This is a genomic window from Neisseria canis (assembly GCF_900636765.1).
Taxonomy (GTDB): Bacteria; Pseudomonadota; Gammaproteobacteria; order Burkholderiales; family Neisseriaceae; genus Neisseria; species Neisseria canis.
Map to the genome: position 1 here is coordinate 983,275 of NZ_LR134313.1, position 13,331 is coordinate 996,605.

Here is a 13,331-nt window from a genome sequence, read left to right on the forward strand (position 1 = left end):
AAAGGAACAATATGTCTCTGCAAATCTATCTTGTGCGCCACGGCAAAACCGTGTTCAACACCATAGGCCGCCTGCAAGGCTGGAGCGATTCGCCGCTCACGGCCGAAGGAAAAGACATTGCAGCCCGCCTGGGGCGCGGCTTGGCCGAACGCAATATCCGTTTCGACTCCGCCTTTTCCAGCACCGCACCGCGTGCCGCCGAAACCGCCCGCATCATTTTGATGCATCAGGGGCAGGCCGGTTTGCCGCTGGCACAGTTGCCCGATTTGCGCGAATACTGTTTCGGCGGGTTTGAAGGCGAGTTCAACCACGCATTACACGAAATGATTGCCGCATCATTGGGTTTGCCCGATGTGCAGGCATGGAAACAGGCCTATCAAAACGCCGACCACCATTTGCTGGCGGAAACAGTTGCCGCGCTCGACCAACTCGGTTTGGCCGAAAACGAACAACAGTTCGTTACCCGTCTGCAAAATGGCATGGCGGAGGTGGTGCGGCAAAGCAACGGCGCTCAGCGCGTGTTGGTGGTAGCGCACGGCATGGCGATTACGTCGATACTGAAAAATATTGATTTCAACAGCATTACCTACCGCAGCGTAGAAAACGCTTCCGTGTCGCGGCTGAGGTTTGAGTATGGAAAATGGAAGATTGACAGCGTGGGGGAAACCGCATTTTTGATGGATTGAAAAAGCATGTTGGAAACGGTTTGCCTATAAGTTAATCAACACATTTTTAATACAAGGCAGCAAGCCGCAGACAGTACAGATAGTACGGGACTGATTGTGTTGCTGCTTCAGTAGCTTACAAAATCGTTCTCTTTGAGCTAAGGCACAGCAACGCCGTAGTAAAAGTTAAGTTGATTGACTATAAAAACCTACATAATATTTGTTTGATTGTGTAATGGTTTGAAAATAACTTGATGTTACTTTTAATTTTAATAATAATTCCGCCTGTTATCTAATGCATAAACGGTCTGGTAAATAGATTTCTGGTATCTGGATTCATTGGATAAAAATCAAAAAATTTAATAAATAAGGACTTAAACACATGAAAGCGGTTAAAAATCTTTTCGTACTCACTTCAACTATGGCTGCATTGTCTGCATCCGGTATGGCTTATGCAGAGAGCGTAAGTTCTGAATTCCATGTAACTATCCGTATTACACCTGTTTGTGAAGTGGAAACCAGTACAGGCAATGCACCTACTCAAGAACTTACAACGCCTTCAGCTGGAGCCGATATTGATTTCGGTGATCATCTTTCCAACAGCAAAGCTGAAGTGAGACAGATGAGCAAGGCAGGAGCAGGCGGCGGTATTCAGGTTAAATGTACCAAAGGAACTTCCTATCAAATTGCTTTAACACCGGATAGTACAAGCAGCACCACCGGAGCTGGCACAATGAGTGGTTTGCCTGGTTCGGCTGCCGCTAATGCCAACGATAAAATTGCTTATACGCTTTATAAAGATGATGGTTACAGCGAAGCTTGGGGTAACCAAAAAAATGTTAATACATTGACTGGAACTGGCGAGGGTATTGCTTCACCTATCCACCATCCTGTTTACGGTAAGGTGGCTGGTACAGAGTTGGATAAAACTGCAGGCCGCTATATTGACCGTGTAGCCGTCGAAGTTTCTTATTAATTAACTTTCAACAAAATCAAAGCTGATATATATGGCAAGCCTTAAATATCAAAAGGCCTGCTTGTTGGCCGGTTTGGCGCTGGGTGCAGTATCCGGCGCCTTTGCCGCCGGTCTGCAAGTCAGCCCGACCGGTTTATCCCTGCCCGCCAAACAGCGGGCAGGCGTTTTCACGTTAACCAATACCGGTGCCAAGCCGCTTACCGCGCAGGTGCGCGTGTACCGCTGGAGCCAAGACGGTGAAGGCAAAGACGTGCTCACACCCAGCGGCGATGTTGTGGCCAGCCCGCCGATGGTGAAACTGGCTGCCGGGAAGGCACAGCAATTCCGCGTGATCCGCACCAAGCCCGCCGCACCGCACGAAGAGGCGTTCCGCTTGGTGGTAGACGAATTGCCCGCCCCTGAAGACAAACCCCAATCCAGCCTGCAATTTGTGCTGCGCTATTCGATTCCGCTGTTTTTAAACCAAACCGATTCACCCGAGCCGCAACTGCAATGGCGTGTTGAGCGCGCAGCGGGCGGCAAAAGCGTGCTTACCGTTAAAAATATCGGCAAGGCTTATGCCCAGTTGAGCAATATTTCTGTGAAAAACGGCAGCAAAGACAAGAGTTTGGCCGGCGGCTTGGCCGGATATGTGTTGCCGGGCAACACTTGGAAAAGCGTAGTGGATGCCGATCCTGCTTCTTTGAAAAACGGCGGATTGTCGGCCACGGTAAACGGTCGGCAGATAAAGCCGGAGGTTCAAGGTGCAGTACGTTAATACTGCATTTCCTTTAAAACAGATTGTTTCCGGCATTTTCTTGTTTTTATACACGTTTCAGGCATCCGCCGAAACTTTTGCTCCGGAAACCGCCGCGTATGCCCAAGAATGGCTGCCGGTTTATCCGCAGGTGTCTGTAAACGGCAGCACGGCGGAAGGTCTGTTCAAATTTATGTCGCACCACGGGCGTTTATTCGTCAAAGCGGATACGCTCGCTTCTCTCGGCATCCATACGCCCGATTCGCATATACGGCAGGCCAAGCAGGCCGAAGGGCAGATTGGCACCGAAGGCTCTGCCGCGCCTTCAACCGATACAAACCCGAGCACAACAGAATCCGAAACCGAACTTGCCGCTTCGGAAACGCCGTCTGAAAAAAGCCTGTCTGAAAACTTGACCGAGCTTGACGGGCAATCCCCAACACACAACCAAGCACACCGAGCAGGCAATCCAACTGCCGCCGACACCGCTTCATCCGGCTGGCTCGAGCTGGAAACCATTCCCGAACTGCACGTTCAATACGATGCCGCCGCCCAAACTTTGGCACTTACCGCCCCTTTGGACTGGCTCAACCTGCCCGTAACCCATATCGGTAAAGAAACCGAACAAGCCTACCGAATTGCCCGCCCCGGTTTCGCGGGCGTGTTGAACTATGATTACAACATCACGCGCAACAGCAACGGCGGAACCGGCCACGGCCTGCTGACCGAAGCGCGCCTGACCACTCCCGCCGGCTATCTGAGCCACAACCATCTGTGGAGCCGCCATCAAGAAAACGAGCGCAGCACCAACAAAAACGTGCGTTTGGACACCTATTGGCGCAGCACTTGGCCGGAACAAGGCTTGGTGCTGACCGCCGGCGACATTTTTGCCGGTCAGTTGAGCGGCAGCAGCTCGCGCTTGGGCGGCATCAAACTCGAACGCACCTACCGCACCCAACCGTGGCGGAACACCGCGCCTTTGCGTTCTTATTTGGGCGAAACCACCTTGCCCGGCACCGTCGATTTATATCTAAACGGCGTGAAACAATACAGCCAAGATGTCGCCGCCGGTCGCTACGAAATCACCTTGCCGCCTTCCATCAGCGGCAGCGGCACGGCACAAGTGGTGGCAACCGACGTATTGGGCCGCCAAGTAACCGTTGATCTGCCTTTATACCGCGGCACCGGCATGCTGGCCAAAGGCTTGAACGAATGGTCGTTGGAAGCAGGCTATTTGCGGCGCGGCTACGGCATCAGCGATTTCGACTACCACAAAACACTAGTTGCAAGCGGCGCAATACGCTACGGCATCAGCCACTTCCTAACCGGCCAGCTTCATGCGCAGGGCGGCGGCGGATACCGCCAGTTCGGCGCGGCGGCCAACAGCGTTATCGGCTCGCTGGGGCAACTGAACCTCAGCCATGCGCAAAGCCGTTTCAAACAGCACAAAGGCGCACAAAGCAGCATATTTTTCAGCACGCAAAAAGGCGCATGGTCGTTTGGCGCGGGCTGGAGCCTTTACAGCAACCGTTTTTCCGAATTAAGCCGGATTCTCGATGAAAAAGTATTTCAGCCCGAGCCCGGCCACATCCGCACCGCCTCCGCCTCGCTCGGCTGGAGCAGCCGCAAGTTAGGCTCGTTTGCACTCTCTTATCTGCACAACAAACGCAGCGCAGAAAAGCAAACAGACAAAATCGGCACACTCAACTGGAATGTGAATATCGGCAAACGCCTCGGCGTGTATCTGAATGCCGCACACCATTTCAACAACAGCGAACAGCGCAGCCTCTACGGCGGCATATCGCTCAGCTTGGACAAAGGCTATTCCGCCAATGCCGGCAGCCAGCGCGACGGCAGCGGCAACCGAAGCCACCGCGTCTCTTTAAGCAAATCTTCCGCCGGATTGGGCAGCCCTTCTTGGAACATCGGCTGGCAGCAGCAAAGCAGCAGCCACACCAAACGCCAAGGCCATCTGAACGGCTATCTGAACCAGGATACCCAATACGGCGACTTCAGAGGCAGCGTTTACCACACCAACGGCATGACCAACTGGAACACCGGCGTGCGCGGCGGCATCGTGCTGATGCGGGGCGACGTGTTCGCCACCCGCACCGTGAACGACAGCTTTGCCGTCGTCAACGCGGGCGGCATGGGCGGCGTGCCCGTGATGCTGTTTAACAACACCGTCGGCAAAACCAACCGCAAAGGCCTGCTGCTGGTGCCCAACTTATCGGCTTACCAGAAAAACTCGCTTGATATCGACATTACCGATTTGCCGCAAAACGTGCAGGTAGAACACTCGCGCGTACAGGCCGTGCCGACCGAACGCTCCGGTGTGGCGGTGGATTTCAAAATCAACATCATGCGTGCCGCCGCCCTGACCTTGAAACATTCAGACGGCCTCTTTGTAAAAGACGGCTCGGTGATTCGCAGCGAAGACGGCACGCCCGTTGCCGTAGTCGGTTTCGACGGACGCGCATTTATCGAACAGTTGGCGGAAGGCCGCAACCGCTTTACGGTGCAACAGCCCGAAAACGGCGGCGAATGCCGCTTTGAAGTGGATTATCAAACCGAACAACACAAAGACAGCCTGCCCGATTTAGGTGAAATGATATGTTTACAATCAACAAAATAGAGAAAAAGCCACGGCAAACAGGCAACCCTGCCCGCCTGACGGCCGCCTTGTCCGCCATATTGCTGAGCCTGCTGCCTGTTCAGGAGGCTTGGGCGAAGTGCAGGGCCGACATGCAAAATGTCGATTTCGGCAATGTGGATATACTGTCGCCGCAGCCGGCCGCCACTCAAGCGCAAGTATCCGTTACTTGCCAAAAAGGCGATACTACACCCGAGAGTATTGAGCAACTATTCAATATATGTTTGGCAGTAGACGGCGGACGGCATAACACACGCCAGATAAACCCGCGCAACATGTGTTCGAACGGAATCTGTGATTTGTCATACAATTTCTATACCGACCCCGGCCACACAATCGTTTGGTCTACTCCGAGACAGGGCGGCGATACCATCAATGCCACCGTTATCATTCCTCCCGGACGCAACTCTGTAACCGTTAACCTGCCTGTATACGCCAAGTTGGCTCCTCCATTTACAAATACTGTACCAGGGCTGTATACCGCAGATTTTTCAAAAGGGTCTACTTCATTGGCTTTCAGTCCAAAATCATCATGCGGCCTAGCATCGGATCGTTTCGAGTTTACCGCATCCGCCACTGTTATTCCCAGCTGCATCATCAGCGAGGCAAGAGACATCAACTTCGGCACAGTTCAAACAAACGCTACCAACCTGCAAGGCCAATCGTCTTTTAAAGTAACCTGTACCCAAGGCACGCCCTACAAAATCGGCCTGCAACCTTCCAATAACAATCAAAACGGGCAAGGGGTCATGCGGGCTGTGCAGGCAGGAAACCCCGACGGCGTACCCTACCAACTGCGTTCGACCGCCGGATTAAACGGCACCGTTTGGGGAAACACGGCAACCGCCCAAAGCACCAATAACGGCGTAGCCGGAACCGGTAGCGGCACGGCACAGAAACACGATGTATATGCCACCATCAGCTCAGTTAACAACTACCGCCCGGGCGAGTATCGGGACAGGGTGATCATTAACGTTCATTATTGAAACAGACGGATAGGCTTGCCCGCGCCGAACCGCTTGAATACCGCATAGGGTTTGTCGGCAGGCAAGGATACCCGCCCTACGGCGTTTTGATATTTTCCAGCCTGTTTGTTTGGGCTGCATACGGTAGGCCGTCTGAAAGTTTATTTTCAGACGATCTCACCAAAATCAAGCGATTCAACTATATCTGTCCGCTTCCAAACCATTTCAGCTAAACAACACCGAAGCGTTGCCGATGCCGCCGATGGATACCGACATGAAATCGCCTGCGCCCACGTTTTCCAGCGGCACCAGCGCGCCGGAGAGGATGATTTCGCCGGCTTTGAGCGGGATGCCGAAGCTGCCTAGGGTGTTGGCGAGCCAGGCGACGCAGTTGACGGGGCTGCCGAGGGCGGCTGCGCCGGCGCCGGTGCTGATGATTTTGCCGTTTTTCTCGACCACCATGCCGCAGGTACGCAAATCGACTTGGCGCGGGCTGACGGCGGTGTCGCCCAGAATCAGCAGGCCGCAGGAGGCGTTGTCGGCAACGGTGTCTTGGATTTTGATCTGCCAGTTTTCGATGCGGGAATCGACGATTTCAAAACACGGCATCACGCATTCGGTGGCGGCGATGACGTCGGCGGCGGTTACGCCGGGGCCGTTGAGGTCTTTTTTCAGTACAAAGGCAATCTCGCCCTCGGCGCGCGGCTGCATCAGCATTTGGCTGATGGGCATGTCTTGCCCTTGGCTGAATACCATTTTGTCGGTGAGGAAGCCGAAATCGGGCTGATCGACTTTGAGCATGGATTGTACGGCGTGCGAGGTGAGGCCGATTTTTTTGCCGATCACTTTTTCGCCTGCGTCCAAGCGGTGTTGCAGGAAGGCTTGGGAGATGTGGTAGGCGTCTTCGATGGTGATGTCGGGTGCCTGTTCGGTAAGCGGACGGATGGCTTGGCGGTTGGTCATGGCTTGGTAGAGCATGGTGCCGAAGCGTTTAATGTCGTCTTGGGTCATGTGGTTTCTCCGCTTGAGGCCGTCTGAATGTTCAGACGGCCTTTTGTTATGGGTTGTCGGGTGGCGGGAATGCCCGCCCTACGGGTTTTCAGACAGGCATTTCTTCTACTCTGTCTGCATGCCGTCATGCTCGGGCTTGACCCGAGTATCTTGCGTTTCAAAAATGCTGGGAGATGCTCGGGTCAAGCCCGAGCATGACGGACGGTGCTGTTTTTAGCGGTGGCAGGGATGCCTGCCTTACGGGTTTCAGACGGCCTGCTTAGAGTTTGATGCAGATGTTTTTCAGCTCGGTGTAAAACTCGAGGCCGTGTACGCCGCCTTCGCGGCCGATGCCGGATTGTTTGGCGCCGCCGAATGCGGTGCGCAGGTCTCGCAGGAACCAGCTGTTTACCCACACCAAACCGGCTTCCATCTGCTCGGCCACGCGCACGGCGCGGCTGCTGTTTTCCGTCCAGATGGCTGCGGCAAGGCCGTAGCGGGTGTCGTTGGCCAGCGCAATCACTTCTTCTTCGCTGTCGAAGGGGCGGATGTGGCAGCAGGGGCCGAAGATTTCTTCGCGGATCACGCGGGCCTCGTCCGGCAACCCTGTCCAAATGGTCGGTTCTATCCATGCGCCGTCTTGCAGGGCTTCGCCCATGTCGGGTATGCCGCCGCCGATTTCTACGGTTGCGCCTTCTTCTTCGGCCAGTTTGTAGTACGACAGCACTTTATCGCGGTGTTCCAAACTGATTAGGGGGCCGAAATTGGCTTCGGGGTCTTCTGGGCGGCCGGGCTTGAGTTTGGCCACTTCTTCTTTCATGCGTTTTAAAAAGGCATCGAAGAGCGGGCGTTCTACATATACGCGCTCGGTGCCGAGACACACTTGGCCGCAGTTGACGAAGGCGGAACGCATGGTGCCTTCGACGGCTTTTTCCAAATCGCAGTCGGCAAACACGATGGCGGGGTTTTTGCCGCCGCATTCCATCGAGATGTTGCGCAGGCCGACGGCGGCGGCTTTCATGATGATTTCGCCGGTGCGGGTTTCGCCGGTGAAGGTGATGGCGTCGATGTCTTTGTGTTCGGTAAGGAAGGCACCGGCGGAATTGGGGCCGAAGCCGTGCACAACGTTGAACACGCCGGGCGGTACGCCGCATTCGTTCATTACCTCGCCCAGCAGGGTGGTGGTGGCGGGGGTTTCTTCAGACGGCTTCACAACCACGGTGTTGCCGCAGGCCAAGGCGGGGCCGACTTTCCATGTCATCAACAGCAGGGGCAGGTTCCACGGGGCAACCACGGCAACCACGCCTTTGGGGGTGCGGTGGCCGACGTTTAATGCGCCTTTGCCGTCGGGCGTGTCGAGACGGAAGCCTTCGGTGGGGTGGTTGGCCAGGGTTTCGGAGAAGGCTTTGAAGTTGGCCGCGCCGCGCGGGATGTCGATATGGGCGGCCATTTTGCGCGGCTTGCCGGTATCGAGACATTCGGCTTCGAGAAATTCGTCGAAGCGTTCGTTGATGCGGTCGGCCACTTTATTGAGCAATTCGATGCGCTCTGCCTGCGTGAGTTTGCCCCACGGGCCTTTGAGTGCGGCGCGGGCGGCGGCAACGGCGGCATCGACTTCTTCTCTGCCGCCTTCGTGTACGATGCCGATCACGCTGTTGTCTACGGGGTTGCGGTTTTCAAAGGTTTTGCCGCCGGCGGAGCCGACGTATTTACCGTTGATAAAGTGTTTGAATTCTTTCATGTTTCTGCCTCTGTTTTCGATAGGGTTTGTGCAAGCTTTTCAGACGGCCTTGATGCCTGTCTGAAAAGAACGGTTAGACCGCTCAATACTTCATCGATAACCGCCGTCATACCCGGGCTTGACCCGAGTATCTTGGCTTTCAGTCGGTTCAGGGATATTCGGGTCAAGTCCGGGTATGGCGGCCATTCATGTTCAGACGGCCTCCTGTTTCAAGCAGGCCGTCTGAACATGCCGCTTAAGTCAATACGGTTAAGAAACGCTCGTTGAGCACGCGGTCGTGGTAGAAAATGGCTTTGCCCAGCTTGTCGGCATCCCAAGTAACGGGCGGGTGGTCGGGATAATAGTAATCGCCGCCCGCAAATACTTCGTTGCGGTTTCCGGAGGGGTCGAAGAAATAAATCGTCTGCCCGTGGGTTAAGCCGTGGCGGGTCGGGCCGATGTCGATGGAGGTATCGGTCATGGAGATTAAATCGCCTGCCAACAGCACGTCGTTCCATGTTTCCAAGTAAAACGAAGCATGGTGGAACTTGCCTTTTTCGGGGTGGCGGATAAAGGCCACGTCGTGCGCTTTCATCGAGCAGGTTAAAAACTGTGCGGCCCGCGCGCCCTCGGGCGTAACCACCTGCTCGGCCAAACCGAAACCCAACACTTGGGTAAACAGATCAAACGTGCGGTCGAGATCGTCGCCGTAAAGCAGGCAGTGGTCGAAACGGGTGGCCTTCATGCCTTTCAAATCGCGCGGCCACGCTTCGGGGTTGTGGTTGCTCACACCGTATTTGCCCGGTTGGTCTTTGGTGGCAAACAGCTCGAACACATGGCCTGTGGGCGCGGTAAAACGCACGCGGCGGCCGCAGCCTTTCAGTTCGCCGGCGGGGATGTCGTGCACGTCCAAACCGCCGAAATCAACCAGCTCTTGGCGCAGTTGGTCTAAGGTGGCTTCGTCAACCACTTTAAACGCCATGAAATCCATACCGGCTTCGTCTGCCTCGCGCAGCACCACCGAAAAACTGTCTATTTCCGTCCAGCCTTTAAAATAGCGGCGGCCCTGCCCGTCGGTGCCGACGGGAATCAAGCCCAACAAGTCGCCGTAATGTTTCACGGCTTCATCCATATCCAATACCCGGATTTGCACATGGCCGGGGCGCATCACACCTTTTCTCATCTTCTTTCTCCTTGTTTGTATCCAGCAAACAATCTAAAAACGCCATAACGGGCGAACCGATACGCAACCCAAGCGGCTTGAAGCGGCGGTTACGCAAACGGGTTGTAGGGAGTGCAGGGCTTTTCGCTCACCACTTCCATATCGCTTTCGGGAAACACCCGGCAGGCCAAAACCACGCCCTGCGCCAAGTCTTGCTCGTTGATATGGGTTTTGCTCATGGCTTTTTTGCGGTAGCTGCCCGACACGATGCGGATTCTGCACACGCCGCACCCGCCGCCGCGGCAACCGACGGCAATCGGCGGCTGCCCGTTGCGCTCCGAGGCAACCAGCAGGCTTTGCCCTTCTTCAACCGTGATATTGCGCAAACAGCAATCCGAATCGATTTGCTCTTTGATACATACCGTGTAGCACATCACCTCACCTCCTTGCTGCTTGGGTGGTTTCAGACGGCCTCCATGCCGTCTGAACACACTAAGCACCGTCAGCGGCCTTTGGCTTTGGCCGACTCTCCTGCAATACCGAAATGCTGCTTGGGCATTTCGTTAATCAGCACCCGCACCGATTCTTTGGGCGCACCCACGGCGCGGATCATGGCTTCGGTTACTTCGCGGATAACGGCTTCTTTCTGCTCGTCGGTACGGCCTTCCATCATGTGGACTTGAATAATCGGCATGGTTGTTTCCTTTCTTTAGGTTTATTCAAAACGGCCGCTGATGCTGCCCAAATCTTGGAAATGCACGCAGAACGAGTCGCCTTTTTCCACCTGTACGGCGGCGGTAATCGCGCCGATCATCACAAACGAACCGGCCGGTAGATATTCGCCGCGCTCGGCCAGCATGTTCGCCAGCATGGCCACCGATGCGGCCGGATGCCCCAACACCGCCGCGCCCGCGCCGGTCTGCACCACTTTGCCGTTGATTTCCATCACCACGCCCAGCGTTTTCAAATCCAATTCGCTCGCGGGTTTGGCACAGCCGCCGGTAATGAAACGGCTGGAAGAAGAGTTGTCGGCAATCACCGATTTCAAATCGAATTTGAAATCTTTATAGCGCGAGTCAATCACTTCGATGGCGGGCAGCACGAAATCGGTGGCGGCCAATACGTCGCCGATGTGGCAGCCGGGGCCGCGCAGGTCGGCTTTGGTTACAAACGCCAGCTCGGCTTCGATTTTGGGGTGGATCAGCTCGTCGTGCTTCACAGCCGCGCCTTCGGGCACGCTGAAATAGTCGGCCAGAAAACCGTAGCAAGGGTGTTCCACGCCCATTTGGCTCATCTTCGCCCATGAGGTCAGCCCCATTTTCATGCCGACGATTTTGTTGCCGCGCGCTTCTTTGCGGCGGCGGATTTCCCATTGGATATCGAAGGCGTCTTCGTAATCCATATCGGGGAAATCGTCGGTGATTTTGGTGACTTCATAAGCCTGCAATTCGGCGTTTTCCAAATGTTCGGCCAGTTGCTCGATGTGTTCTCTGCTTAATGTGCTCATGCTGTTTTGCCTTTCTGCTTGGCCATCGTGAGTGCCAAATCTTCGATCATGTCTTCCTGCCCGCCGACGGTGCCGCGCTTGCCCAGCTCCACCAAAATTTCGCGGGCAGACACGTCGTATTTGGCTTCGGCGCGTTTGGCAAACAGCAGGAACGACGAATACACGCCCGCATAACCCAGCGTGAGCGCGTTGCGGTCAACGCGGATGGGTTGGTCCATAATCGGCACCACGCGGTCTTCGGCTACGTCCATCAGTTTGAAGAGATCGGTGTCGTGCTCAACGCCCATGCGCTCCAACACCGCCACAAACACTTCCAGCGGCGTATTGCCCGCGCCTGCGCCCAAGCCTGCTACCGAGCCGTCGATGCGGTTGGCGCCGGCGTGCACGGCGGCCAGCGAGTTGGCAATGCCCATACCGAGGTTGTGATGGCCGTGGAAACCCAATTCTGTTTCGGGCTTCAGGGCTTGGCGCAGCGCACCGATTTTTTCTTCCACTTCTTCGGGCAGCATGTAGCCCGCCGAATCGGTGCAATAGATGCAGTTGGCACCGTAGCCTTCCATCAGCTTGGCCTGCTCGATCAGTTTGGCGGCGGGCACCATGTGCGCCATCATCAGAAAGCCGACGGTATCCAAGCCCAGCTCGGCGGATTTGGCGATGTGTTGTTGGGAAACATCGGCCTCGGTGCAATGCGTGGCAACGCGGATGCACGACACGCCCAAGTCTTTGGCCATCAAGAGATGGTCAACGGTGCCGATGCCGGGCAACAGCAAGGCCGACACTTTGGCCTGCTTCATTTTGGGAATCACGGCGCCGAGGTATTCTTCGTCGCTGTGGGCGGGAAAGCCGTAGTTGAGCGACGCGCCGCCCAAGCCGTCGCCGTGGGTTACTTCAATCAGCGGCATACCGGCTTCGTCGAGACCGGTGGCGATGTTCACCATTTCGTCTAACGAAATCTGATGGCGTTTGGCGTGCATGCCGTCGCGCAGGCTCATGTCGTGCAGGGTAACTTTTTTACCTTTTAAATCCATTTCGTTCTCCTTAGCGTGCGGGCAAAGTCAACACGCCGTTGGCCGCTTCTTCGGCAAACATTTCGGCGGTGCGCAAACCGGCGGCGGTCATGATGTCGAGATTGCCGGCATACGGCGGCAGAAAATCGCCCAAGCCCTTCACTTCTACGAAAATCGACACTTTGTTGCCGTCGAACACGGGGCCGTTGACCAGTGTGTAGCCCGGCACATAACGCTGCACTTCGGCCACCATGCGCTGCACCGATTCGGTAATCGCGGCTTGGTCGGGTTCGCTTTCGGTGAGGCAGTGGATGGTGTCGCGCATCATCAAGGGCGGTTCGGCCGGATTGATGATGATGATGGCTTTGCCTTTTTTGGCACCGCCCACCGTTTCCACACCCTGCGCGGTGGTACGGGTGAATTCGTCGATGTTGGCGCGGGTGCCGGGGCCGACCGATTTGGACGACACGGTGGCGATGATTTCGCCGTAGCTAACCGGCTGAACGCGGGAAATGGCCGCCACCATCGGAATCGTGGCCTGCCCGCCGCAGGTAACCATGTTGACGTTCATTTCCAGCTTTTCGGCATGGGCTTTGAGATTAACGGGGGGAATGCAGAAAGGGCCGACGGCAGCGGGGGTCAAATCAATCATGATCACGCCCTGCTCGTTGAGCTTGCGGCTGTTTTCGGCGTGGGCATAGGCCGAAGTGGCATCGAAGGCGATGCGGATATCGTCTTCTTTCACATACGGCAGCAGGCCGTCCACGCCGGTGTCGCTGGTTTTGATGCCCATGTCGCGGGCGCGCTTCAAGCCTTCGGATTGCGGGTCGATGCCGACCATCCACACCGGCTCTATCCACTCGGAACGCTTCATTTTCATCAATAGGTCGGTGCCGATGTTGCCCGGCCCGATAATGGCCGCTTTTAGTTTTTTACTCACGGCTTTCTCC

The 13,331-nt window shown here is 55.7% G+C and carries 14 protein-coding genes; 5 read left to right on the forward strand and 9 right to left on the reverse strand.

Annotation, left to right across the window (positions count from 1 at the left end):
- Positions 1 to 11: 11 nt before the first annotated feature.
- The 5 genes from EL143_RS04525 to EL143_RS04545 all read left to right on the forward strand — a co-directional run bounded on the left by EL143_RS04525 (position 12) and on the right by EL143_RS04545 (position 6,016).
- Positions 12 to 686, forward strand: coding sequence for a histidine phosphatase family protein (locus tag EL143_RS04525; protein WP_085417236.1), 675 nt, complete (start codon positions 12 to 14; stop codon positions 684 to 686).
- A 361-nt stretch (positions 687 to 1,047) separates the two neighbouring features.
- Complete coding sequence (locus EL143_RS04530; protein WP_085417237.1) at positions 1,048 to 1,641, forward strand: Csu type fimbrial protein; 594 nt, start codon at positions 1,048 to 1,050, stop codon at positions 1,639 to 1,641.
- Positions 1,642 to 1,672: 31 nt separating this feature from the next.
- On the forward strand, positions 1,673 to 2,398 hold the full coding sequence (locus tag EL143_RS04535; protein ID WP_085417238.1) for a fimbrial biogenesis chaperone: 726 nt from the start codon (positions 1,673 to 1,675) through the stop codon (positions 2,396 to 2,398).
- Positions 2,385 to 5,012 carry a fimbria/pilus outer membrane usher protein gene (locus tag EL143_RS04540; protein WP_085417239.1) on the forward strand — a complete coding sequence of 876 codons (2,628 nt, stop codon included), beginning with the start codon at positions 2,385 to 2,387 and terminating at the stop codon, positions 5,010 to 5,012. The genes EL143_RS04535 and EL143_RS04540 overlap by 14 nt, the downstream gene beginning before the upstream one ends.
- Entirely contained in the window at positions 4,991 to 6,016 is a 1,026-nt protein-coding gene (locus tag EL143_RS04545; protein ID WP_085417240.1) for a Csu type fimbrial protein, read from the forward strand. Before EL143_RS04540 ends, EL143_RS04545 begins: the two co-directional genes overlap by 22 nt.
- 204 nt (positions 6,017 to 6,220) lie before the next feature.
- Here EL143_RS04545 and dmpE read toward each other — a convergent pair whose 3' ends face one another.
- The 9 genes from dmpE to EL143_RS04585 all read right to left on the reverse strand — a co-directional run bounded on the left by dmpE (position 6,221) and on the right by EL143_RS04585 (position 13,321).
- On the reverse strand, positions 6,221 to 7,006 hold the full coding sequence (dmpE, locus tag EL143_RS04550; protein ID WP_085417241.1) for a 2-oxopent-4-enoate hydratase: 786 nt from the start codon (positions 7,004 to 7,006) through the stop codon (positions 6,221 to 6,223).
- Entirely contained in the window at positions 7,003 to 7,134 is a 132-nt protein-coding gene (locus EL143_RS12835; RefSeq protein WP_269471237.1) for a hypothetical protein, read from the reverse strand. The genes dmpE and EL143_RS12835 overlap by 4 nt, the downstream gene beginning before the upstream one ends.
- Positions 7,135 to 7,265: 131 nt before the next feature.
- Positions 7,266 to 8,726 carry a 2-hydroxymuconic semialdehyde dehydrogenase gene (locus EL143_RS04555; RefSeq protein ID WP_085417242.1) on the reverse strand — a complete coding sequence of 487 codons (1,461 nt, stop codon included), beginning with the start codon at positions 8,724 to 8,726 and terminating at the stop codon, positions 7,266 to 7,268.
- A 235-nt stretch (positions 8,727 to 8,961) separates the two neighbouring features.
- Complete coding sequence (locus EL143_RS04560; protein ID WP_085417243.1) at positions 8,962 to 9,888, reverse strand: catechol 2,3-dioxygenase; 927 nt, start codon at positions 9,886 to 9,888, stop codon at positions 8,962 to 8,964.
- Between the two features lie 89 nt (positions 9,889 to 9,977).
- Entirely contained in the window at positions 9,978 to 10,358 is a 381-nt protein-coding gene (locus EL143_RS04565; RefSeq protein WP_231718136.1) for a 2Fe-2S iron-sulfur cluster-binding protein, read from the reverse strand.
- 11 nt (positions 10,359 to 10,369) lie between these two features.
- Positions 10,370 to 10,561, reverse strand: a complete 192-nt coding sequence (locus tag EL143_RS04570) for a 4-oxalocrotonate tautomerase (RefSeq protein WP_054600024.1) — start codon at positions 10,559 to 10,561, stop codon at positions 10,370 to 10,372.
- 21 nt (positions 10,562 to 10,582) lie between these two features.
- Positions 10,583 to 11,374 (reverse strand): 2-oxo-3-hexenedioate decarboxylase, encoded by a 792-nt coding sequence (gene dmpH / locus EL143_RS04575; RefSeq protein ID WP_085417244.1) that lies wholly within the window; start codon positions 11,372 to 11,374, stop codon positions 10,583 to 10,585.
- Positions 11,371 to 12,402, reverse strand: coding sequence for a 4-hydroxy-2-oxovalerate aldolase (gene dmpG / locus EL143_RS04580; RefSeq protein WP_085417245.1), 1,032 nt, complete (start codon positions 12,400 to 12,402; stop codon positions 11,371 to 11,373). The genes dmpH and dmpG overlap by 4 nt, the downstream gene beginning before the upstream one ends.
- Positions 12,403 to 12,412: 10 nt before the next feature.
- On the reverse strand, positions 12,413 to 13,321 hold the full coding sequence (locus EL143_RS04585) for an acetaldehyde dehydrogenase (acetylating) (RefSeq protein WP_085417246.1): 909 nt from the start codon (positions 13,319 to 13,321) through the stop codon (positions 12,413 to 12,415).
- Positions 13,322 to 13,331 lie beyond the last annotated feature (10 nt).

What these genes read in the sequence shown, in the direction of transcription:
- EL143_RS04525 (WP_085417236.1), top strand. Translation starts at nt 12, where the DNA reads ATGTCTCTGCAAATCTATCTTGTGCGCCACGGCAAAACCGTGTTCAAC.
- EL143_RS04530 (WP_085417237.1), top strand. Translation starts at nt 1,048, where the DNA reads ATGAAAGCGGTTAAAAATCTTTTCGTACTCACTTCAACTATGGCTGCA.
- EL143_RS04535 (WP_085417238.1), top strand. Translation starts at nt 1,673, where the DNA reads ATGGCAAGCCTTAAATATCAAAAGGCCTGCTTGTTGGCCGGTTTGGCG.
- EL143_RS04545 (WP_085417240.1), top strand. Translation starts at nt 4,991, where the DNA reads ATGTTTACAATCAACAAAATAGAGAAAAAGCCACGGCAAACAGGCAAC.
- dmpE (WP_085417241.1), bottom strand. Translation starts at nt 7,006, where the DNA reads ATGACCCAAGACGACATTAAACGCTTCGGCACCATGCTCTACCAAGCC.
- EL143_RS12835 (WP_269471237.1), bottom strand. Translation starts at nt 7,134, where the DNA reads ATGACGGCATGCAGACAGAGTAGAAGAAATGCCTGTCTGAAAACCCGT.
- EL143_RS04555 (WP_085417242.1), bottom strand. Translation starts at nt 8,726, where the DNA reads ATGAAAGAATTCAAACACTTTATCAACGGTAAATACGTCGGCTCCGCC.
- EL143_RS04560 (WP_085417243.1), bottom strand. Translation starts at nt 9,888, where the DNA reads ATGAGAAAAGGTGTGATGCGCCCCGGCCATGTGCAAATCCGGGTATTG.
- EL143_RS04570 (WP_054600024.1), bottom strand. Translation starts at nt 10,561, where the DNA reads ATGCCGATTATTCAAGTCCACATGATGGAAGGCCGTACCGACGAGCAG.
- dmpH (WP_085417244.1), bottom strand. Translation starts at nt 11,374, where the DNA reads ATGAGCACATTAAGCAGAGAACACATCGAGCAACTGGCCGAACATTTG.
- dmpG (WP_085417245.1), bottom strand. Translation starts at nt 12,402, where the DNA reads ATGGATTTAAAAGGTAAAAAAGTTACCCTGCACGACATGAGCCTGCGC.